The following is a 23,157-nucleotide window of genomic DNA, read 5'->3' on the forward strand; positions in this document are numbered from 1 at the left end:
AATACACAAAATTAATTACTATTTCGCTGTTTCAGTTCCGGAGTGAACTAAAATAATGCCATTTAGTAACCTAATTAACTCCTACAAATGCCAGTTGTTTGCCTTTGGCATCTAAGGCCAGCCGGGTAATATTTTTAATACCGGTAGCTGTGAAATCCGCAATTTCTTCCCAATCCTGCGGTTGCTGCGGATTGTACTGGTAAAGTTTGGGGCCTTGCGCCATTAATATTCGCCCATCCTTTGTCCAGATAAAGTCTTCGCTGCCAGGCAAGGTTTTAACCAGGGTTGTAATTTGCCGGGTGCGCAAATCCAGTTGCTTAATTTCCCAATCGTCTCCGTTGTCTTTACTAACAAAACTAAGAATTTCCTGGCCCGGTACTTTGTGCAATCCGCGGCCAATATTGGCGGCCAATGGCTCCGATAAGTCGCCGGCGGTAGTAACTAAATGCAAGGTGTGCGGATCGCCCAACATAAAAACGGCCAGACTTTGGGGTGCTAACCAGGTAAAATAACCAACTTTGCGGTCGTTACTAAATATTTGCACCGGCTCCTGGCCGGCCACCAGCGGCAATCGCCAGATTTGTTGTTCCTCGCCTCGCACCACCGAAACACCTTTTTTATCGGGCGTTATAGTTGGGGAATATTCCCCTTCGGGTGTATTGGTTAGTTGGGTTAATTTGCTCTTTTTAATCCCAAAAGCATAAATATCGGTAGATGGCCGCTCGCGGATAGACGTAAACAGAATATTTTTACCGTTTGGCGTAAAAGTTGGCTGGTTGTCGTAGCCCGGGCGTTGGGTAATATTTTTAGGTTGGCTTAGCTGCCACTTGCCTTTTTTGGCTTTTACCCGGCACAAATAAATTTCAGTTTCGGGCATGGTTTGGGCCGTTGCCGTCCACCCATTAATCAGGCAAAGTAAAATTAACAGGATGCGCTGGCGCGAAATAGTTTTATATATCATTACGGGTATAAAGTTCTGGTTAAATATGCTAACGAAGATACGGCTTAAAACCCGTTAGCTTTTAAGCCAAATATTATCCGAGGAATATTTATCTTTCTAAAATATATGGGTCTGGCTTAGTTTATACCGGTTCTTTAAATTGTAATCCAATAGCTCATAAACCTCTGCCGCACCGGCCACGTAGGGAAATAATCTCAGAAACTTTGGTAAACATGCTGCACCAGTCCTATTCCCGTCGCCAACTTTTGCAACTAGCCTTAAAGGCGGGCGTTGGTTCTTGCCTGCTGCCTTTTATGAATACTACAACTAACGCTATGAATATTATAACTGCTAAAAATACTTTAATCAAACGGCCTATTCCGGGCACCAATGAATTATTACCGGTAGTAGGTTTGGGCACCTGGCAAACTTTTGATGTAGGCCCTTCGCCGGTGAGCCGTGCCGATGTAAAAGAAGTATTGCGGTTATTTGCCCAGATGGGCGGCTCGTTAATAGATTCTTCGCCCATGTACGGCCGATCGGAAGAAGTAGTAGGCGATTTAAGCGTAGACTTGAAGTTGCAAAAGAAACTTTTTATGGCTACCAAAGTCTGGACGCAAGGCGAGCAAAACGGCATTAAACAAATGGAAACCTCGGTGCGCGAAATGCAGGTGCGGCCCTTGGATTTAATGCAGATACATAACCTGGTAGATTGGCGTACCCACTTAAAAACTTTGTACCGCTGGAAAGCCGAACAGCGCATCCGCTACCTGGGCATTACGCATTATTTAACCAGTGCTTTCGACGATCTGGAACGCATTATTAAAACCGAATCCATTGATTTTGTGCAGCTAAACTATAATATTGCCACGCGCGATGCAGCCAAACGGCTTTTACCTTTAGCTGCCGAAAAAAATGTGGCCGTTATTGTAAATCGTCCTTTCGAGAGTGGTTCTTTGTTTAGCGCGGTTAAAGGCAAACCTTTGCCCGAATGGGCGGCCGAGTTCGATTGCCAGAGCTGGGGACAGTTTTTCCTGAAATATATTCTGGGCCATCCGGCCATTACCTGCGTTATTCCGGCTACCTCCAAACCTAAACACCTCACCGACAACATGCAGGCCGGTTACGGCCGATTACCCGACGAAGCTACCCGCCAGAAAATGGAGGCCTACATCCAAAAAATAAGTTAAAGCGTTTCCTTAATTTCGCGTAGGCTGATACCTGCATAAATGATTCATGCAATTATTCAAAAAATACCATCGGCCTTAAAAAATAACTCCTTAATTTTACCGGGAGGCAGGTATTTTTAGAGGCATTTTTAAAGATTTTATTTCGTTTTGAGTCGTTACGCTATATCAGATATTCACGGGTGCAATAAAACGTTCAGATACTTAGTGCAGGAGGTGCTGCAGTTAAAGCCCGAAGACGAGTTGTTTTTGTTAGGCGATTACATTGACCGCGGACCCGACACCAAAGGCGTACTGGATTTTATTATGGAACTCCAGGAGAAACGCTACCGGGTAACCACGCTCATGGGCAACCACGAAGATATGATGCTGCAAGCCCTCGAAGGTTCCGAATATTTGCATCATTGGTTCTTGAACGGCGGCAACCAGGCCCTCGACAGCTTTAACGTAGACGATATTACCGAAATACCAGAAAAATATTGGCGCTTTCTGCACCAGTTAGATTTTTACGTAGAGCTGGAAGATTATTTGTTAGTACACGCCGGCTTCGATTTTGAATCGCCCAACCCGTTTCAGAACGAAAAAGCCATGCTCTGGATTCGGGATTTTAAGGTGATTGATACCTACACCAACGGCAAGACCATTATTCATGGCCACACTCCTATTCCAGTTTTCGAGATAGAAGATGCCGTAGCCGACCCCACCAGTAAAGTTATTGACATAGACGGCGGCTGTGTATTTAAAATGCGCATGGGCCACCTAACCGCTTTAAACCTGGACACCCGCCAACTGCACGCCGTCCGCAACATGGATTAACTATAATATAGCCGGCGACAGAACTTGCCGGAAACTAAACTGAGAAAAACAACCACCCCCAAACCCCTCCTAAACTTAGGCGGGGAGCTGGGCTAACAGTTAAGCGCGGCCGGAAGATTATAGAGCAGGCTTTTCTAAATATTTATTGTGCTATAGTTTAATAGAGAAAAGCAGCAGCTACGAAGCAAACGACAGCAGTTTGGGCGATGAGGGCCTTTCAGGTTTCCGGTGCGTAGCATTGCGAGGTACGAGCAAAGGAAAGATGAGCAGCCCGAATGACCAAACGGGGCCCCGCGGCCGTGAGCAAACTTAGGCTAGTAAATGCAGTTAGCACCTTTGCCTTGAAAGATGTAATCTTTCAAAAGACAAACGTTAAACATTCTTCGCTTCTCAACACAAGCTTTTAAGCAAGGCTCATTAAAACTTTAAGCTTATTCCTTATTAGTTTATATTTATTTTTAATTTCCTTCTAAACTCTTCTCCCAGAATATTATCTTCACGATACTATATTCCCCATACTCATATTTATGAAACGTTTCTACTTAACGGCTCTTCTGCTATGCGCCGGGCGCTTTCTTGCTACTGCCCAGGAAACCTTTCCGCGCAACGGTGTGTACGACGACCGCCCCGGACTGGTAGCCTTTACCAACGCGACCATCTTTACCGATTACCAAACCCGTCTGGATAATGCTACGCTCCTCATCCGGAACGGCAAAGTAGTAGCTACTGGCGCAAAAGTAAAAATTCCGGCCGATGCGGTAGTGGTTGATGTTAAAGGCAAATATATTTACCCCAGCCTGATTGATATTTTCTCTTCTTACGGATTGCCACCCGTTATAAAAGTTCAGGTTCCGTACGCTACCGGTCCTTCCGAAACCCAGAAAAAAGGCCCTTATAGCTGGAACCAGGCTATCCGGGCCGAAAATAATGCCGCCGAAATATTTAGGGTAGATGCCAAAGCTGCCGATGATTACCGCAAACAAGGTTTTGGTACGGTGCTGGCCCTACACCCCGACGGGATTGCCCGTGGAACGGCGGCGTTGGTAACGTTGGGCCAGAAACGCGAAAACGAAGTAATCTTACTCGACCGGGCGGCGGCCGGTTTATCTTTCGACCGGGGTTCTTCTACCCAGGATTATCCGGGCTCGCTGATGGGTGCCATTGCCTTGCTGCGCCAGACCTACTTAGATGCCGACTGGAACGCCAAAACGCCCGGCAAAGAACAAAACCTCTCGCTTAAAGCTTTTACCGATACCCGCAAACTACCCCAAATATTCGAAGCTACGGACAAACTAAATCTGGTACGGGCCGATAAAATAGGCGATGAATTTGGGCAGCAATATATTATAAAAAGCCGCGGCGACGAATACCAGAACTTAAACGAAGTAAAAGCTACCAAAGCCACGTTAATAGTACCGCTTAATTTCCCGGATGCTTACAACGTTGAAGACCCGTTTGATGCCAGCCGCGTGGCCATCGAAGACCTAAAGCACTGGGAAATGGCCCCGGCTAATCCGGCAACCGTAGCCAAAGCCAATATTCCGTTTGCGCTCACCGCCGCCGACCTGAAAGACAAGAAGAAATTCTTACCTAACCTCCGGCAGGCTATTGCTTACGGCCTCGACGAGCAAGAAGCGTTGAAAGCTTTAACGCAAACGCCGGCCCGTTTATTAAAAGCCGAACATTTGGTAGGTGCTTTAAACCCGAATATGGTGGCTAATTTTATTATTACTTCCAAGCCAATATTTCAGGAAGATAATGTTATTCTGGAAAACTGGATTCAGGGCGAACAGTATAAACTTAGCGAAATTCCGGCCGATGTACGGGGTGTTTACAACTTGCAAGTTGGCCAGCAAGCGGGTTTGCGCCTCGAAATTGCCGGCAACCCCGATAAACCCGAAGCCCGCATTGCTTTTAAAGCGTCCGGCGCTACCGATACCACTAAAGTAAAAGGTAAAATATTCCTGAACGGCGATTTAATTACTTTAAGCTATAACCCCGATGTTAAAAAACAGGAAAATACGGTTAGGCTCAGCGGCTGGTACGCCGGCCCAGCAAAAGGCTACCAGGGCGAAGGTTTATTACCCGATGCTACCCCGGTAAAATGGAATGCCAAATTAGCCAAAGCTTTAACCGTACAGGCCCGCCGCGATACAATTAAAGCAAAAGACCCGATTGTACTTGGCAATAATATTTATCCTTTCGCTGCCTTCGGCCGAACTTCTTTGCCCAAACAGGAAATCGTGCTGATTAAAAATACCACCGTCTGGACGAATGAGCAAGCCGGAAAATTAGAAAATACCGATGTGCTGTTGCGTAATGGCAAAATTGAAAAAGTAGGCAAAAACCTGAGCGCCGCTGGGGCGAAAGTGGTAGATGGTACTAACAAACATTTAACGCCCGGCATCATCGACGAACACTCTCATATTGCCATTAACGGCTCGGTAAACGAAGGAACGCAAGCAGTAAGCGCCGAAGTACGGGTGGGCGATGTAATTAATCCGGAAGATGTAAATATTTACCGGCAACTGGCGGGTGGCGTAACGGCTTCGCAATTATTGCATGGTTCGGCCAACCCCATTGGCGGCCAATCGGCTATTATTAAATTGCGCTACGGCTTAGGCGCCGAAGACCTCAAAATTAAAGGTGCCGACAGCTACATTAAATTTGCTTTGGGCGAAAATGTAAAACGTTCGAATACCCAAAATGTAACCCGTTTTCCGCAGACCCGCATGGGCGTAGAGCAGGTATTTTACGATGCGTTTCAGCGGGCGAAAGAATACGAAAAAGCGCACCAGGCTTACAACCGTTTGTCTAAAGCTGCCAAAACCAAAGCCGAAGTACCCCGCCGTGACCTGGAACTGGAAACGCTGGTAGAAATATTAAACAACAAACGTTTTATTACCTGCCACTCCTATGTGCAGTCCGAAATTAACATGCTCCTGAAAGTAGCCGACCAGATGGGCTTTAAAGTAAACACCTTTACGCATATTCTGGAAGGATATAAAGTAGCCGATAAAATGAAAAACCACGGCGCAGGTGCTTCTACTTTCTCCGATTGGTGGGCTTATAAAATGGAAGTAAAAGATGCCATTCCGTATAATGCTGCCATTATGCACAGTATGGGATTAGTAACCGCCATAAATTCCGATGATGCTGAAATGGCCCGTCGCCTGAACCAGGAAGCCGCCAAAACAATGAAATACGGTGGATTATCGGAAGAAGAAGCCTTGAAACTGGTAACCCTGAACCCAGCCAAATTATTGCACCTCGACCACCGCATGGGCAGCATTAAACCCGGCAAAGACGCCGACCTCGTACTCTGGACCGATCATCCGCTTTCTATCTACGCCAAGCCCGCCAAAACTTATGTAGATGGCATTGCCTACTTCGATCTGGAAACCGATAAGCAACTCCAAACCGAAGTTGCTAAAGAACGCCAGCGGCTCATCCAGAAAATGCTAAACGCTAAACAAGCCGGTGCGCCTACCCAGCCCATACCAACTACCACCCGCGGCCAGGTATTACACTGCGAAGACGTAGAATAATTGGTTGTTGGTTATCGGTTGTTGGTTGTTGGTTGGTGATTATAAATTTAAATATTCGAAAGTTCCTCTCCCATTTTAGGACGGACAGGGGTGGTAAATAAATATTTAATCCACCTTAACTAAAATATTCCCAAACGGAAATTCCTATGAAATTAAAATATTTAATAATTGCCTTATTCATAAGCCTGCAAGCCTCCGCCCAGGTACCCGCCCCCGCTCCGCTGCAAAACAAACCCATCTTATTAACCGGCGCTACGCTGCACGTAGGCAATGGCACCGTTATCGAGAAGGCGGCTGTAGCCTTTGATAAAGGCAAAATTATTTATGCTGGCTCGGCCAGCAGCGCACCCACCGCAACCGGCTACGAGCAGATTGACGTAACCGGGCAGCATATATACCCTGGCCTGATTCAACCCAATACAACCCTGGGTCTGAACGAAATAGCTTCTGTAAGAGCCACCTTAGACCAGCAGGAAGTTGGCCAAATTAATCCGAATGTACGCGCTATGGTGGCTTACAACACCGATTCCGATGTACTGCCTACCATTCGGGCCAATGGCGTATTGCTGCTCCAGGTAACGCCGGTTGGTGGTACTATTTCGGGAACTTCATCGGTAATGCACCTAGATGCCTGGAACTGGGAAGATGCCGTGGTAAAAGCCGATGATGGCATGCACCTGTACTGGCCCCCTTTACTTTACCAAACCCAATCCGAAACTACCCCGGCCTTTACTGAAGCCCAGCGTAACCGTGAAAAATTATTGCAGGACCTGGATAAATTATTTAAAGAAGCGGCGGCCTTCCGGCTAGGCACGCCCAACAAAGAAAATTTTAAGTTAACTGCTCTAAAAGGTTTGTTCGACGGCACTAAACGACTTTACCTGCACGCCGACAACGCCAAAGACATTATAGAAAGTGTGCGGTTTGCCCAAAAGAATGGCGTAAAGCAGATAGTGCTAACAGGTGGTCGGGATGCGTGGCGCATTACAGACTTTCTGCGCGAAAATAATATTCCGGTAATTCTTTCGGGGGTGCACGCCTTACCCGGTTTAGCCGGCGATGATACCGATTTAGCTTACAAAACACCTTTTTTATTACAACAAGCCGGCATTTTGTATGGCCTTAGCTATAGTACCAGCTTACACGGTGTCCGGAATTTACCTTTTATTGCGGGTACGGCCGTAGCGCATGGGCTAACCAAAGAACAAGCTTTAATGACTATTACGGTTAATACCGCTAAAATATTAGGCATTGATACCCAGGTAGGCACCCTGGAAACCGGCAAAGATGCGACGCTGGTTGTTTCGGCCGGCGACCTGTTAGATATGCGCACCAACCAGGTAACCCAGGCTTATATTCAGGGGCGTAGGCTGGTCCTTACTGATAAACAAAAATATTTGTATCAGAAGTTTAAGGCTAAATACCAAGCCGGAGAAGCAAAATAAATTTTCCTGTTATCTACTAATACCCTATAGCCTGAACAATCTGCCAGAGATGCAGGATATTTTTGCCTCCTGCTCAACGCGGTCATTCCGAAAGAATCTTCTGATTAGGTAACGCAGAAGATTCTTCCGGAATGACCCAGATAGGTCAGATTAGCTCTTCTTTTCTGCTATGCAAACTGCTTTTTACTATTTGGTATAAAAGCCTCTGGTTAGTGCCAAAGGCTTTTTATCCATTCGCTTTTATTCTCACGCTATTTTTTTATTCATTACAAGATTACACGGTACCACTTAATCTGTTATAATATTAACCTAGCCCGATGTTGCTGCTCGAAAGCTCCGCTTGCCACCTATGGTTATAAAAAATGTATACCTAACAAAGGTCTATTTTAAACTTCTACGAAATTAAAGCAAGTATAATATTATATAATCTTACCAAAACGCTACTCATAAAATTTATAACGCTACTGTTAGACTAATAGCAGAAGAATAATCAGCGATTATTCCATTCGATTATAATATTTATTCGGAAGTTTATATTGTTAATACAAGTATTTGATAATCAAGCAAATTATGGAACTAATACTTTTAGCAACAATGTTTATCAGGCAATATTTATTAAATATTCTTATAAAAAATTAAACTTTAATAACTTTAAATGTATTGTAGTAGTGTTAAAACGGCCAAAATTATTCTAAAATAAGTTTGAATAATCCTGATAACTTAAAGAGTTAACAAAAATAAAATATTAGAATATTTGGACATGTTATTAAATATTATTAAATTTATAAGACTTTTTTGCACTACCTATTAAAGTATTTGTAAAAAGTTTAGCACCTGCTAAAATATTTAATTCTCTACTAAATTTAACGAATACCTTTAAATTCAATTTCGCGTCATGGAAAGACTTACAAACACCGTAATCCAAACCAACTGTGGTAAACGCTTCGATTTATCACGTGCCTTCCCCTTTGCCCGTAATTTAGCTGCTCCTTATGGTGCTCATAATTTTGCAGTTTACAAAGCCAACGGTACTTATTACATTAAAGGCTACAACACCGGTACCAACGATAAAGTACTAGATGCTTTTGAATTAATATCGGAAAACGAAGCCATGAAGTATTTAAATCACTAATAAATAATTAGTTATATATTTTTTCAGCAAACATCTTATTGTTATTTTTACTGGTTAGTCACTAACCAAGCCTCCACAAAATAATTATTTAACTTAACACAGTTTAAGCAAAGGCCGCCCACAGATGCGGCCTTTACTGTATATAAATCTTATGTACGCCTTTATGCATCAAAACTTATACGGCTATAATATTGGGTTTGGGTTTAAACAGGCATTAGAACATTTATTTCCGGGATATAATAAAGATTTTACGCCCTACCTAACTTGGTGTAATTTTTTTGTTTAAGAATGTTCGTTAATTTAAATAAAAAACTTAATTTTGCATTCCAATAAAATTGCTTCCGTAGTTCAATGGATAGAATGTTGGTTTCCGGTACCAATGATAGGGGTTCGAATCCCTTCGGGAGCACAAAAAAAGCTTTTAGCTTATTGCTAAAAGCTTTTTTTATTTAGTTCGGAAATATTTCGGACAATAGAAATTTATTTCTTCCCCTTTAATATGCAGCAATTATAGCTTGCTCGCTATTTGTCTTTTAAAGAATTTGCCCGATTCGATAAAAGCATCTACATCCCCGGGGAAAGCATGCTCCCCTCCTTCCACTTTTAACAGTGTCACTTCAGGCTTACCTGTAGCTTTAAAAGTATACCTGGTAATAGTTTGCTTATTGGCAGGATTTGTATCGGGCAAGGCTTCTACTACAGGTTTCCCTTTGTAGCCGGCTATACTGGCCCAATAATTAAAATTGCTATTTGTAGAAAGTACCGTTCCAAAAGAACTTCCATTTACTACCATTGGCCCGCCCTCGTATGGATTTACGGAATCTTTGGTGCCGTTGATAATCATAACGGCTACCGGTTTCTTTAATTCAGCACAATCCAGGTTATCTGTATCGGGTAAATTAGCCACCACCGCACTTATTCCTTTACATTTATCAGGCATAGTTAAAGCCAGTTTGTAAGCCATGTGCCCCCCACCCGATAAACCTATTGCAAAAAATTGCTGATCCTTAACCTGGTAATGTTTTTTAAAGTAGCGAACCATTGCTTCAAAAAATGCCTGCTCGTTAATATTTTGCAGGTTGGCAACACTAGTGGCCATTTTCCGACATTCGTTCCAGTAGCGTTTATAGCCATCCGGATAAACCAAGAAAAATTGCTCTCTACCGGCTACTTTTTCAAAATTAGCGGCAGGTTTCAGCATGCCTTTTCCATCGCCACCAGAACCATGCAGCACAAATATTAAGTGGTAATTTTTTGTTGCCTGGCTGGGCTTATTAAAATGAAATGTGCGGTAATGATTCTCTACTAAAACAGAATCTGTCAGTACCTGGCTTTTAGCAGTAAAAAAGCTGGTGAGAAATAAAACCAGTAAAATATATTTTGTCATGTTCATGAATTTAAAACTTAGCTGGGCCAATAATACGCTTCCCCAATTTAGAACTGGTTAAGGTATAAAATTTATTTATACAAATACATAATGCTGTTTAGGCAGTTACCAAGTTGATTTGCTAAATATTCCGTTTCTGGTAAAACTAAAGGTTTGCAACTGTTTTTGCTGCGGATATAGGTTTATGAGTACCTGCGCAAGCTTTACACCGTTTTTAAATTTAAAAGCCGGGCAATATTTACCAACAGCATTGCTGGCTTGTAATCTCTTGAAGTTGATATTGGAAAAGGCATCTGCTACTTGCCTTAGATGTTATTCGTTGTTATTAACACCAAACTGTTGTTTAAATAAATTAGCGGTTTCGGCGGAGAGCGGCTTGGGTAAAAACCCCGAAACAAGGCTATAAGCCCGCGATCTTTCTTCGTCGTATGGGTCAACGGAAGAAGTGAGGATGAATATTTTTAATTTATTCGTTAGTTTTTCTTCCAGGGGAGCTAGGGCGTCTAAAAATTCCCAGCCATCTAGGTGGGGCATATTCAGGTCCAGCAAAATCAGGTTAGGCAAATTACCTTGTTCCAGGCCTGTTTCAATCGCCTTTAAGGCTTCCTCTGCATCAAAATAAGTAACAATATCACTGGCCGCTTGTTGCAGTTTAAGCATAAACCGGGTCAGATAACAACTCATTTCATCATCATCGATTATAAAGACCTGGGGTATCATGGGCATTAGGAATTAAACGAAATGGTAAAAACTGTTCCGGAATCAAGCTGACTGGCTACTTCAATGTGGCCACCCAAAGCTTCTACCTGATTTTTTACTAAAAGCAAACCCATGCCTTTGCCTTCTACATTGGTATTAAACCTTTTGTATAATTTAAATAAATGGCTTTTTACTTTTTGCATATCCATGCCAATGCCATTATCAGTTATCCAGAGCACGATTTTACCTTCGGCATCCTGCCATGCACCCAGGTTTATTTTCAGTGGGCGGTTCGGCGACCGGTATTTAATAGCATTACTCACCAGCTTATAAATAATACTGTACAAATAAACTTTATCGGTATTAAGTTTATAGTCTTCGTTTAGTTCGGTTACTAACTGCCCGCCACACTCCGCTAAAGCGCCTTGCAATCTTTCGTGTACCTGCCGGAAAACACCGGCAACCGAAACAGGTTGTTTGGTATTGGGTTTATCTTTGTCTTTTACGGCTAAAATGGTATTAATATCTTTTATAACATCGTCGAGGCGGGTTACCGATGTTTTAAGCTTATTCAGGATTTTATCGTAAACCGGGTCGTTTTTTTGTACGCGGTATAACAGATCGGTGTAGCCTAGCGCATTAGCAACCGGAGCCCGTAAATTGTGCGAAACCATATAGGTAAACTGCTGTAAGTCCTGGTTTTTCAGAAATAGCGCATTGGCTTGTTGTTGCAGGTGCAATTCTGCATCTTTTAACGCCGATACATCCGACAGGATAAAAAAGGATCGTTTAATTTTACCAGACTTATCTAACTCCGGGGTAATATCCACGTGCAACCATATTCTTTGGCCGTTTTTTTGCGTAAAAGCAATGTCTTCCGAAAAAGGAACGCCATTTTGCACCCTTTGGGCTATTTTAATTATGGTATCATAATTAATATTATTTTCACCTAATATTTCGCTTACCTTCTTTCCTTTAGCCTCCGTTAAAGAAATATCCAAAACCTTTAAAAAGCTTTCGTTAGCCCACTCTATGGTGCCATTAGCCTGCAAAATCAAAACCCCGTTTAATACCTTACTGGCGACAAAAAATAACTTTTCAAAATTTTCCTGCTGGGCAATTTTGTCGGTTATATCTAAAAAATGAACGGCGAAACCCTTTTTGGTTGGGTATATATCTAAATCGAGTGTAACATTAATGAATGGGAAATACTCCTGAAAATGGACAGACTTCCCGGTTGCTGCTACTTCTTTACATTTCCGTAAAAATATAGAAGATGAAAGATCCGGGTTAATGCTAAACAAAGACCTATTTAAAAGCGCTTCTTTGCTTTCATTTAATAGCGTGGCGCATACCTGGTTTATATAGGTAATGTAAAAATTTTGATCAAGCGCCAAGAATCCTTCGTTTATGCTTTCAAAAATACTGCTTTGGGCCTCAGTCTGTTCTTTTATTAGTTGGTGGGCCCGAATAACCTGAGTAATATCCTGAGTAATTCCCTGCACTTTTATAACTTTACCCTGGTGCATAATGGGCACTAAGGTAACACTTAACTCAACCTCGGTACCGTTTTTGTGAATTCCGGTTCCTTTAATCCAGCCGGATTTACCTAGCCAGGCTTGCGCAAAAGCTGCTTGTGAGGTTTCTAATGCCTCTGGTTTAACAAAACTGGCAAAGTGCTGGTTTATAATTTCTTCTTTGGTATAACCAAAAATCCGGGTGGTACTGGCATTTGCATCTTCTATTTGGCCGGCACTGTTGAGTAAGGTAACAGAATCTGGATGGTTGCAAAACAAAGATTCGTAGTAAGCCTCTTTTTCTTTTATTTTAGCGGCAGCCTCTATATTGTCGGTAATATCTTTCGAGCGCATAATAAACCCCTGAACTGCCGGATGTTCCAGCATGTTTATCAGCTCGCTGGTAATCCAACGCCACTGGCCACTGCACGCTTTTGCCCGGTAAGTACAGGTTTCGGTGGTTCGCAGGGTACAGGCCGTATAAAGCGCCGCCTCAAAAACCCGGATATCTTCTTCGTGAATATAATGCCGGATATCGGTTCCTATTAATTCATTTGATTGCCACCCCAAAGATGGCTGCATATCATCGGACCGATAGATAATAATACCATCTTTGTTTAAAACAACAATAGTATCAATGTTGTACTGAAAAATAGTATCGAAAAAGGCATGCTGATTAATGAGTTCTTGCATTAATTGAAAGCTCAGGCAAAGTAAGGTGTTTTAAATTTTAACCGGGTGTTTTCCAGTAAGGTTATCCGGCCGCATTAAAGAATATATATAAATTTATATTATACGAAATTATCCCTGGCTTGTTTTACATTAATCCTGCAAAAAGCCTGACTTTTATTTAAAAGCCAGGCTTAAACAGAAAAACAAACAATTGTTAATTTTTAATAATACGGGTTACCAACACGCTGGCTTCGGAACGGGCACTAACCAGGTAAGTACCGGCTGGTAAATGTTGCAGATTTAAAACTAATTCGTCGGTTTGGTTACTAAATATTGCTTTTTCGGTTAAAACCAGTTTACCGGCTAAATCCCGAATTTCGAGGTTGTACTTTTCAGATGTCGGAGTTTGCAGCACCAAGGTAATTTTACCTTTGGTAGGGTTTGGATAAGCCAGCAATTTAGGCTGATTATTCCCATCGGCTTTTAAAGCTGCTACTGCACTATAGGTATAGGTACCAATAAAATCTACTTGCTTCAGGCGGTAGTAAACAGTACCTGACAAAACAGTTCTATCCCGGAAGGTATATTTCTGTAATTCTAAACTGGTACCGGCACCAGCTACCTGGCCTATTTTCTTAAATATTTTGCCATCCTGGCTTCTTTCTATTTCAAAGCCCTGGTTTTCGGTTTCGGTAGCAGTAGCCCATACTAAATTTACCTCGCCGTTTATTTGTTTAGCCCTAAAGTAAAGCAGCTCTACTGGTAAAACGGTGTAAGGATTATTATCCATAGAAGTTTGGGAAGCCGCCGGGTAGAAAAACAAGGTTACCGGAATATTTATGGTAGTGTTGTTTAAAGCATCGGTAGCCGTAATGGTTACCCGATAGGTGTATATACCAATCTTGCTTAAAGTACTGCTGTTTGATACAAATATTTCGCCGGTAATGGCGTTTAAGCTAACGCCGGCCGGCAAAGCTCCTGATGTTAATGTAAAATTAGTTACAGCGGGTTTAAAGCCTTCGGTATCATAAGCAAAAGCTAAAACATCCAGGTTATCGTACCCATTTACAAAATAAGGAGAATTTACATTGTAAGTAGTTGCACAATTAGCATTAACAATCAAATCTTTGAAATTACTGCTTGTGGTTCCATTACAGGTTTGTGCAATTGTCCAGCGGAAAGTATATGTTCCAGAAGTTAACCCGGCAACTAAAGTATTATGCTGATTAACATTGGCAAATACCGGCGTAGCAGCCCCTGCCGGCATAGTAATAACTGTCCAGGTACCAGTACCATAAGTTGGTTGGTTACCAGATAAAGTGGTAGAATAACAGGCTTGTTGCGTAGCGCCTACTAGAGCAGTAGTTACGGTTTGACCTACCACCACTGTTTGGGATTGCGCTAACGTAACAGTACAAGTTGAAGAAGTAACCCTTACTGTGTAAGTGTAGGTACCATTAGCTAGAGCAGCAGTAGTAAAAGTTTTTACAGAACCATCCCCAACAAAAGTAGTTAATTGGGTACCATTTTGGAGAATGGCATAGGTGTAAGGGGTAGCTGCACCGTATTCGGTAGCTACGCTAATGGTTACAGTTTCATTCACACAGGCAGAGTTTTTATTAACGGTAACACTGCGGTTATTGGCTGGCCCCTGAGGCGTAATGATAACAGCATCCGAAGTTGAAGTACATCCAGCAGTATTCTTATGCACTACAGCATACACAGCCGTTCCGGTTATAACATCGGTCGTAAAAGTAAAAGGTGCTGAATTGTAAGTAATTTCAGAGCCAACCAGTACACCATCTTTTTTCAACTGGTATTTATCACCAGCAACTAAACTACTTGATATAGTAATAGTAGCCGTGCTATTGTAACAAATAGGATTTGGTGAAAATGAAATTACGGGTTTAGCTGGCACTGTTCCATTAACGGTAACCGGCGTAGTTGCCTGTATGGTTTCGCAATAGGCAGAATAGTTTTTACGAGCTACAATCCGCAAGGTACCATTTGCTTTAATAAGACCTGAAATAAGCGTAATAGCACCACCCGTACCTACTACAGGGTTTCCAGTGTTTACATTATCCAACGTTAACTGGTAATAAATGCCATTCTCTGAATTAGAAATGGAGGCGCTTACCTGACTTTCGTTACAAATATTAGAAACAGCAGAAGTGAATGATGCCGTAATAACTGCAGGCGCAGTATTACACTGAACATAGCCGCCTGTTACCTGGGCACTCTCGCACAAGCCTGTGGTTTTTACAGTTGCAGTAATTAAGCCTCCGGTATATAATTCTAAGCTCGACAAATTAGTTAATGACCAGCTTCCATTTGCCGAAGCCAGCGTAGTTCCAAGTAAAGATCCATCAATATAAACATATACAGTTGCATTGGCTGATGCGGTTCCGGTTACCGTTCCATTAGAACCATTACCTTCTTTTATAGGTGTAGCGATAACCAAACTAGTTGTTGGGGTCTGAGATGTTACAGTAACGGTAGCAGACGAAGCACTAACGTTTTTGTTTGTCGCAGTAGCACTAGCATAAAACTGCGAATTAACAGTAAGGGTACCAGCCGGAATAGTAGCCGTCCAGGTGCTAGCAGAATTAACTGTTGCCGTTGCAATTGCCGTTGCAGTCCCTGTTTTGTAAATATTAATAGAGGTACCAAAAGCTTCGGTTGATGTACCGGATACACTGGTTATAGAAGTTGTAGTACAATAAGTCCCAACAATTACGGGCGCAGTAGAAGTAGCGCAATATCCTACAATTAGTTCTGCTGATACTGGTGACATACCTTTAAAACTACTAGGAAAGCTTGTAGCTGTGTAAGGCGAGACTGGCGTTTTAGCCCGAACTGTAAATTTATCGCCTACTGTAAAGCCCATAGAAGTTAAGTTGATGGACCAACTTCCGGTTGCGGTAGCAGTGGTGCTGTGTGTTAAGCTCGCACCAGCAACAGGTACAGCAGCAGTTGAAATTGTTGTAGGATAACCATTTACCGGGATGCCATTTCTGTACAAATAAATTAAAGCACCTGCTTCTGCCGTTCCGGACAAAGTAGTTGTAGTAGCGCATACCAGGGAAGTAGTGATTACCGGTTGAGCGGTGGTATTTGCATTAGGCGTTGAAGCAGTAGCTCCAGGCAAGAAAAAAAGATTAGAAGAGGGCGATTCACAACTACTGGTGGGTATAACAGTAGCACTAAGAGTAGCATAATTAACACCAACAGCGCTACCACCTCCACTAGTACCATAACTAAACAAGTTGTTACCTTGACCAGCAGGGGTAAAGGTCCAGGAATAGGTTCCGCTAGTAACAGTTGTAGCAGACGTAGTAGAACCAAAATAAACTCCATCGCGATATACTTTTATGGTAGCGCCCGGATAAATAGTAGTACCTGTGATGTTTTTTTCATTTTGTCCGAACGCAGTAATAATAGGAGCCGTTGTAGTACAGTTAACTAAAACCGTAGAAACAATAACGGAGTTAGATACAGTTGATGGTGTTTTACTTGTTGCTAAGGCCGTAGCCGTAATACTATTACCAGCTACTAATGCAGAGCTGGCAATATTAGTTAAAGTCCAGGTTCCGGTACTGCTTACGGTGGTGGTTCCAATAGAAACATCATTATTAAAAACGGTAATAACCGTACCTTCCGCTTCCGTTGATAAACCCGAGATAGAAGTTCCACCTGCTCTGATTGGTCCATTAACCGCTGGTACACTCGTTGCTCCTGCACTAAAACCACTAGTTAATATATTATTTAAGCTGGTTGCAGGAAACGAATTTATAACCGCACTCCAGGCCTGATTTCTATCGATATAATTTAAATCATTTAAACCACCAATATCGGCAACCGTACCGGTAATACCACTTTGTGCACTGGTAACCGAAATGCCCGAAAGCCGCAACGGCGTAGCCGCCGTAATAGCGCCATTAAACCCAGATACTGGCACAAAAAAGTCAATAAAATAATCGGCGTTGCTGTTAGTGGCCGATAGTGCAACCGAACGCTGGGAGTTGGTTAGGTGCGAGGCCGTGTAAATAGTTGTATTATTAGCCAGGTTTATTATTCCTACATCAAAGTTAGTGGCTAATAACACCTCGTACTCAAAGCCGGGGTTGGTACCGGTTCCGGCAAAAGTATTATTGGCATCAATAAGTACGCTAAAGCCTTTAGAAGCCGACGAATTATTACCTACCCGCACCCGGAACATGAAGTTGTTGCCATCAAAATAAGCATACCACGGGTCTTTCATTAAATCGGTAAAGTTAGTAGAACCACCGGTTTTTAGATCCGAATGCGGTTCCGTTAAAACCTGCGGGAACAAACGGTAAGGAATTTCGCTATAAGTTGCCCCTACATCGTTCGATATAAATCCGGAAGTTGTTTTAGAAACATAACCGTCGGTATTAGGGTCCAGCACCTTCTCGCCAGCATTTGTTGCTTTTTGAACAATAAAACCCGGAATCTGGGCAAATGTGCTGGCCGGAAATAAAAAATTTAAGATTAATACCAATAAAATTGGAATAAAAAAAGATAAATTACATCTGCCCTTTTTTACATACATCAGAATAGTAGAAATCATTTTCATAAGCATCTAATTAAGTGCTTCGAAAATAATTTAAAAAATACAATTAACAGCAATTACAAACCTTCTTTTCGATGAACATAGGTTTTTACCCGACGAACGAAAACTTTCAGTATAAAAGCCTATCACAAAGCGCCTTAAGCTTCAAATATCTTATCTGCCTGAATAGAATAATTGTATTATGAGTTACTTAGCTTCATTATTGATACTCATAGCTCAGACTTTAATATTAGAATCAATTCTGCCTTTAAATACATTTTACAATTTTATTTTTAATTTATAATTCTAAAATATTCAAATTATTATCGAAATATTAATATTAAATAAATATTTTTATTATTGTATTTAAACAACAAAAGCGATAAACACCCTTATACACAAAGAATATTTTACCAAAGCCCGCAATACAAATAGGGTTGTACACTTGTTAAGGCAATTAACAGAATGATACTGCTGGTAAATAATGGAATAGGGTATAAAAGAAAAGCCCGGACACTAATGTCCGGGCTTTTCTTTTACTTAATGATATTTTTAATAACCTGGGTTCTGCGGATTAAGGTTTGGGTTTACCTGTATTTCGTTGCGTGGTATTGGCATCAGGTAATCGCGGTTAGGGTCAAAATTTGCGTGTGGTTCCAGAGAGTTAGGTCCTTTAAAAACTTGCTCTCCTAAATTCCGGCGTTTAATATCGTACCAGCGTTTATACTCAAAGGCTAATTCCAAGCGTCTTTCTTCCAGCACCAGATTAATAAATTCAGGTTTACTCAGGCCGGGCGCTACATTTTCGGGGAACGTAGTTTGCTTACCAGCCCAGTTTCGTGCCCGTGCCCGTACCTCGTTCACGTACCCAATGGCTTCGGCGGTAGGTCCATTAACCTCAGCGGCGGCCTCGGCCGCTATTAACAATACCTCGGCGTAACGCATGGCTGCATAATTATGGTCAGAGTACCGGCCTTCGGAGTTAGATCTACCTGGGTAGCGGGCATATTTGGCAATGTGGGGCCGTTTGGTATTGGCAAATACGGTATAAGGCTGTAAAACACCACCAATTAGCGCACTGTCATCCATACTTACTTCTTTCCGGTAATCGCGCGAATCCCAGGTATTGTAAACCGCCATTGAAGGCACAGATACACTCCAGCCGCTTTTAGGCGCATCTGCTCCCCGTATACCGGTCATGGGCGGAATTATATCATCATTGGCTCCACCATCGCCACTTACCAACCCCAGAAAGTCAATGGCAAAAATATGCTCTTGCAGGTTACCAGGCTGCGGTGCCCGGAACAAATCCTGAAAATCGGGCACTAACCCGTAACCAAAGCGGGCTTTGTTATCAATTACAAACTTGGCTTCGGTGTAGGCTTTTGGGTAATCTTGCAAGGTTAGGTGCACCGAGGCCAGGTAAGCGGCCGCCGTACCTTTAGATGGCCGGCTTCTTACCCCCTGTGGCTGTTGATCGGGCAGCCACTGCTTGGCATGCTCCAGGTCGGCTATTATTTTCTGATATACTTCGGCTTGCGGGGTTCTGCTAATATCTTTTACGGTGCTGGGGTCGGTAATAAAAAAATCGATGTACGGAATATCGCCGAATACCTGCACCAGGTGAAAATAGCTGAAAGCCCGCACAAACCGCGCCTCTGCTATTAAGTGGTTGATTTCGTTCTCCGGTAATTTTAAAGATTCGGCACCCGATATAGCTGCGTTGGAAGCACTGATAACCTGGTACCAAACCGGCCAGAACTGATTTACCATGTTGTTGTTATCGTCCATGTTAAAATCGTTTACCTGCTGCCGTTCGGCCGGTGTACCGCGGTCGCCAATATCGGCCATATCGCCGCGCAACATTAAGGCCGTTACAAACTGCCGGCCATAGAGCCGCTCCGTAGCTATCCAGCCATAAGCGCCAAAGATGGCAGTTTCTACATCTTTGGTGGTTTTAAACATACTTTCGGGAGCCAGAATACCAACCGGCTTTTCTTCCAGATCTACACAACTCAGGAGCAAACCCGATAGCGTGAGTACCAGAAATTTATTTACAAACTTTTTCATTTTAATATTTTCGGTTAAAAAACGCTTAGAAACCAATATTGATACCTACTGTGTAAGATTTGGCATTAGGATAGCTACCATAATCCAAGCCCAGGTTACGGTTACTGTTGGTAGCACCTTCCGACATATAATTTACTTCCGGATCGTAGCCTTTGTATTTGGTTATGGTCCAGATGTTCTGGGCACTAATGTACACCCGCAGCTTACTCATTTTTAACGAATTAGTAATTGAATCTAGCAAATTGTAGCCCAGGGCTACGTTTTTCAGACGGGCGTAACTACCATCCATTACCCAGCGCGTAGATACCCGACGGGTACGGCCAGAAGCAGCTTTGGGTATATCGGTATTGGTATTTGTGGGGGTCCAGCGTTTCAGGGCATCGGTAGTAGCATTGTTAATACCCGATAACAGGTTAAGCTCCATGAGGGTATAACTTAGAATATCGTTGCCCTGCGAGCCCTGAAAGAAAATATTTAGGTCAAAACCTTTATAACTGAAATCGTTGTTGAAACCCCAGATAAATTTAGGGTGCGGGTTACCAATAATGGTGCGATCGTCGCTGTTCAGCACCCCATCGGGCTCGCCGGTTAAATTACCCTGGGCATCTCTCTTACCATTAATATCTCTAAATTTCTCGCCGCCGGCCATTCTTTCAAAACCGCCACCGGCTAAAAATTCATCTCCTTCCTGGTATACGCCATCGTAAATCCAACCAAAAATAGTACCTACCGGATAACCTTCGCGCAGTACGTGGGTATTGCCTAAACCTACTAAGTGGCCCGGCGCAGCCGAGTACTGCAACTCATTGCCGCCGGGTAATTCCAGTACTTTATTGCGGTTCCGCGAAATATTAATATCAGAACTCCACTGAAATTCGCCTACCAGGTTCCGGGAGTTGAGCGTAAATTCAAAGCCCTTGTTTTCTACGGAGCCTATATTCTGTAACTGGTTAGGATAGCCGGAATATTGCGGCAGTTGTACACTAAAAAGCAAATCGCGGGTTACACTCCGGTAATAATCCAGGATAAAATTCAGCCGGTTGTCCAGCAAACTAATATCGGTACCTATATCTAGTTGGGCCGTTGTTTCCCAGGTTAAGTCGTTATTGGCTACTACCGTTGGTCTTACTGCATTTACGGCTAACCCGTCAATAATTGTGTATACGTTCGAGAAGCGGGCCAGCGTCTGGTAAGGGGTAATGGCCTGGTTGCCGGTTAAGCCATAACTAGCCCGCCATTTCCATTGGGTAATTGCACTAATTCCTTGCATAAAAGGCTCGCTCGACATTTTCCAGGCAAAAGCGCCGGAAGGGAAAGTGGCCCATTTATGGTTTTTACTAAAGTTAGAAGAACCATCGCGCCGGATAGTAGCGGTAAATAAATATCGGTCGAGTAAAGACAAATTAGCCCGGCCATAGAAAGAACCCAGTTGCCACTCGGTAAGGCCGGAAGACGGACTTTGCCATACAGAGGCGCCTCCCAGGTTCCAGTAAGATACTGCGTTTGAGATAAAAGACTGTCCCGTGCCACCCCAGTTTTCGCTGGAAGAAGTTTGGAAAGAATAGCCGCCCATTACCGAAAAATTGCTTGATGTTCCAAAGTCTCTGGTATAGGTTAAATAATTTTCGTTCAGGAGCAGGGTACTTTTAGCACCTGATACCGTAGCCTCACCACCTACCGTACGGCCAACATTAAGAGTAGTAGGCGCAAAATAGCCGGTACGGCCGCTGTTGGTGGTGGCCCCAATGGTTGTCCGGAATTTAAGTTCTTTTAAAATATCGTACTCGCCGTAGAAGTTACCCTGAATGCGGTCGTTCAGCGACTCGTTTTCTAATTGCGTGGCTACGGCATACGGGTTATCCTGCGGGTCGTTTAACCGGGCAACGGTAAACCGGCCGGTATTAGGGTCAGTAATAGGTTGATCGGGCTCAAACTTAAAGGCCGCCGAAATTACGCCCGGCGTAAGACCACCGGAACCTTCCTGCGTATAGGCTTGCTGTTGCGAAGCGCGTTGGGCAAATAAATTTAACCCTACTTTCAGCTTTTCGGAAGCTTTAATATCAATATTACTGGTAACCGAAAAACGCTTAAAGCCGGAGTTCAGGATTACCCCTTTCTGATCGTAATAATTACCGGAGATGTAATAATTTACGTTTTCACTGCCACCCGAAAAAGAAAGCTGATGGTTTTGAATAGCGCCTCTTCTGAATATTAAATCCTGCCAGTCGGTGTTGGCGTTGGCCGATCCTAAATCGAAAGCAGGCCGGGCTTCTTTGATATAAGCTCTAAACTGATCGGCATTTAATAAATCAAGCCGGTTAATCTCGTTCTGCGAAGAAACCGATGAATTAATATTAATGCGGGGTTTGCCGGCTTTTCCTCGTTTGGTCGTAATCATGATTACCCCGTTGGCCCCTCTTGACCCGTAAATAGCGGTAGCCGAAGCATCTTTTAATACTTCCAGCGATTCAATATCTTCTGGTGGCGGCAAAGCCCCGCCCACAAAACCATCTACTACATAAATTGGGTCGGAGCTGGCATTTATAGAGGTTCCACCCCGAATACGCACTTTAAAAGAAGCCCCCGGCTGGCCGTTATTGGCCTGAATTTGAACTCCAGCCGCTCGCCCCTGCAAAGCCTGCACGGTGCCCTGGGCCGGGTAAGCCGATAATTCTTCTGACGATACAGATGATACCGCACCGGTTACATCGCTTTTCTTGACGGTACCATAACCCACCACCACTACTTCTTCCATGGCTTTGGCATCCATCACCAGGCTTACGTTTAGGGTAGTGCGGTTATTAATAACTACTTCCTGCGAAACATAACCAATGTAAGAAAATACCAAGGTACCGTTTGCGTTGGGTAGATTAAGCGAATAATTTCCTGCTACATCAGAAGTAGTTCCGACGCTAGATCCTTTCAGCACAATTGTTACCCCGGGCAAGGCTTCTCCGCCATTACCGGTAACTTTTCCGCTAACCAGTATGCCTTGCGCGAAAGCCCCAACTACCAGAAACAAAAAGAATGGTAGCAGCAGTAGCCACTTTAATTTAAATGATAAAATTCTATTCATAATCTATTTAGTAACTGGTTGAAAAATAAATAAATACATTTTAAAACAGAAAACAAAGGAAATTAAAGCTAGTACATTTTTATTTTTTTATTGTA

General features: G+C 43.0%; 12 protein-coding genes and 1 tRNA gene. 6 read left to right on the forward strand and 7 right to left on the reverse strand.

Annotation, left to right across the window (positions count from 1 at the left end):
- Positions 1-70: 70 nt before the first annotated feature.
- Positions 71-961 (reverse strand): TolB family protein, encoded by an 891-nt coding sequence (locus F0145_RS12955; RefSeq protein WP_150088843.1) that lies wholly within the window; start codon positions 959-961, stop codon positions 71-73.
- 212 nt (positions 962-1,173) lie between these two features.
- Here F0145_RS12955 and F0145_RS12960 point away from each other — a divergent pair, with 212 nt between their 5' ends.
- The 6 genes from F0145_RS12960 to F0145_RS12985 all read left to right on the forward strand — a co-directional run bounded on the left by F0145_RS12960 (position 1,174) and on the right by F0145_RS12985 (position 9,477).
- Entirely contained in the window at positions 1,174-2,130 is a 957-nt protein-coding gene (locus F0145_RS12960; RefSeq protein WP_150088844.1) for an aldo/keto reductase, read from the forward strand.
- A gap of 147 nt (positions 2,131-2,277) precedes the next feature.
- A complete protein-coding gene (locus F0145_RS12965; protein ID WP_150088845.1) occupies positions 2,278-2,943 on the forward strand; it encodes a metallophosphoesterase family protein in 666 nt (221 codons plus the stop codon).
- Positions 2,944-3,470: 527 nt separating this feature from the next.
- On the forward strand, positions 3,471-6,491 hold the full coding sequence (locus tag F0145_RS12970) for an amidohydrolase family protein (protein ID WP_150088846.1): 3,021 nt from the start codon (positions 3,471-3,473) through the stop codon (positions 6,489-6,491).
- A 146-nt stretch (positions 6,492-6,637) separates the two neighbouring features.
- Complete coding sequence (locus F0145_RS12975) at positions 6,638-7,936, forward strand: amidohydrolase family protein (RefSeq protein WP_150088847.1); 1,299 nt, start codon at positions 6,638-6,640, stop codon at positions 7,934-7,936.
- An 895-nt stretch (positions 7,937-8,831) separates the two neighbouring features.
- Positions 8,832-9,068: a hypothetical protein gene (locus F0145_RS12980; RefSeq protein ID WP_150088848.1), complete on the forward strand. Its 237-nt coding sequence runs from the start codon at positions 8,832-8,834 to the stop codon at positions 9,066-9,068.
- Positions 9,069-9,405: 337 nt separating this feature from the next.
- A tRNA-Arg gene (locus F0145_RS12985) sits at positions 9,406-9,477 on the forward strand.
- 99 nt (positions 9,478-9,576) lie between these two features.
- On the opposite strand, the gene F0145_RS12990 is transcribed toward F0145_RS12985, so the two are convergent.
- From F0145_RS12990 to F0145_RS13015, 6 genes are all read right to left on the reverse strand, one after another.
- Positions 9,577-10,455, reverse strand: coding sequence for an alpha/beta hydrolase family esterase (locus F0145_RS12990; RefSeq protein WP_150088849.1), 879 nt, complete (start codon positions 10,453-10,455; stop codon positions 9,577-9,579).
- A 312-nt stretch (positions 10,456-10,767) separates the two neighbouring features.
- Positions 10,768-11,175: a response regulator gene (locus F0145_RS12995; protein ID WP_190277543.1), complete on the reverse strand. Its 408-nt coding sequence runs from the start codon at positions 11,173-11,175 to the stop codon at positions 10,768-10,770.
- 5 nt (positions 11,176-11,180) lie between these two features.
- Positions 11,181-13,364: a PAS domain-containing sensor histidine kinase gene (locus F0145_RS13000; protein WP_150088851.1), complete on the reverse strand. Its 2,184-nt coding sequence runs from the start codon at positions 13,362-13,364 to the stop codon at positions 11,181-11,183.
- Between the two features lie 193 nt (positions 13,365-13,557).
- Positions 13,558-17,940: a T9SS type A sorting domain-containing protein gene (locus F0145_RS13005; RefSeq protein WP_190277544.1), complete on the reverse strand. Its 4,383-nt coding sequence runs from the start codon at positions 17,938-17,940 to the stop codon at positions 13,558-13,560.
- Positions 17,941-18,468: 528 nt separating this feature from the next.
- Positions 18,469-19,986 (reverse strand): RagB/SusD family nutrient uptake outer membrane protein, encoded by a 1,518-nt coding sequence (locus tag F0145_RS13010; protein ID WP_150088853.1) that lies wholly within the window; start codon positions 19,984-19,986, stop codon positions 18,469-18,471.
- A 25-nt stretch (positions 19,987-20,011) separates the two neighbouring features.
- Entirely contained in the window at positions 20,012-23,062 is a 3,051-nt protein-coding gene (locus F0145_RS13015; protein WP_150088854.1) for a SusC/RagA family TonB-linked outer membrane protein, read from the reverse strand.
- Positions 23,063-23,157: the final 95 nt, after the last annotated feature.

The sequence above is a fragment of the Adhaeribacter rhizoryzae genome (assembly GCF_008629685.1).
GTDB classification, from domain to species: Bacteria; Bacteroidota; Bacteroidia; order Cytophagales; family Hymenobacteraceae; genus Adhaeribacter; species Adhaeribacter rhizoryzae.

Coding starts and splice junctions, on each gene's coding strand:
- F0145_RS12990 (WP_150088849.1), bottom strand. CDS start 10,455: ATGACAAAATATATTTTACTGGTTTTATTTCTCACCAGCTTTTTTACT.
- F0145_RS13000 (WP_150088851.1), bottom strand. CDS start 13,364: ATGCAAGAACTCATTAATCAGCATGCCTTTTTCGATACTATTTTTCAG.
- F0145_RS12955 (WP_150088843.1), bottom strand. CDS start 961: ATGATATATAAAACTATTTCGCGCCAGCGCATCCTGTTAATTTTACTT.
- F0145_RS13010 (WP_150088853.1), bottom strand. CDS start 19,986: ATGAAAAAGTTTGTAAATAAATTTCTGGTACTCACGCTATCGGGTTTG.
- F0145_RS12960 (WP_150088844.1), top strand. CDS start 1,174: ATGCTGCACCAGTCCTATTCCCGTCGCCAACTTTTGCAACTAGCCTTA.
- F0145_RS12995 (WP_190277543.1), bottom strand. CDS start 11,175: ATGATACCCCAGGTCTTTATAATCGATGATGATGAAATGAGTTGTTAT.
- F0145_RS12980 (WP_150088848.1), top strand. CDS start 8,832: ATGGAAAGACTTACAAACACCGTAATCCAAACCAACTGTGGTAAACGC.
- F0145_RS12975 (WP_150088847.1), top strand. CDS start 6,638: ATGAAATTAAAATATTTAATAATTGCCTTATTCATAAGCCTGCAAGCC.
- F0145_RS13005 (WP_190277544.1), bottom strand. CDS start 17,940: ATGAAAATGATTTCTACTATTCTGATGTATGTAAAAAAGGGCAGATGT.
- F0145_RS12970 (WP_150088846.1), top strand. CDS start 3,471: ATGAAACGTTTCTACTTAACGGCTCTTCTGCTATGCGCCGGGCGCTTT.
- F0145_RS13015 (WP_150088854.1), bottom strand. CDS start 23,062: ATGAATAGAATTTTATCATTTAAATTAAAGTGGCTACTGCTGCTACCA.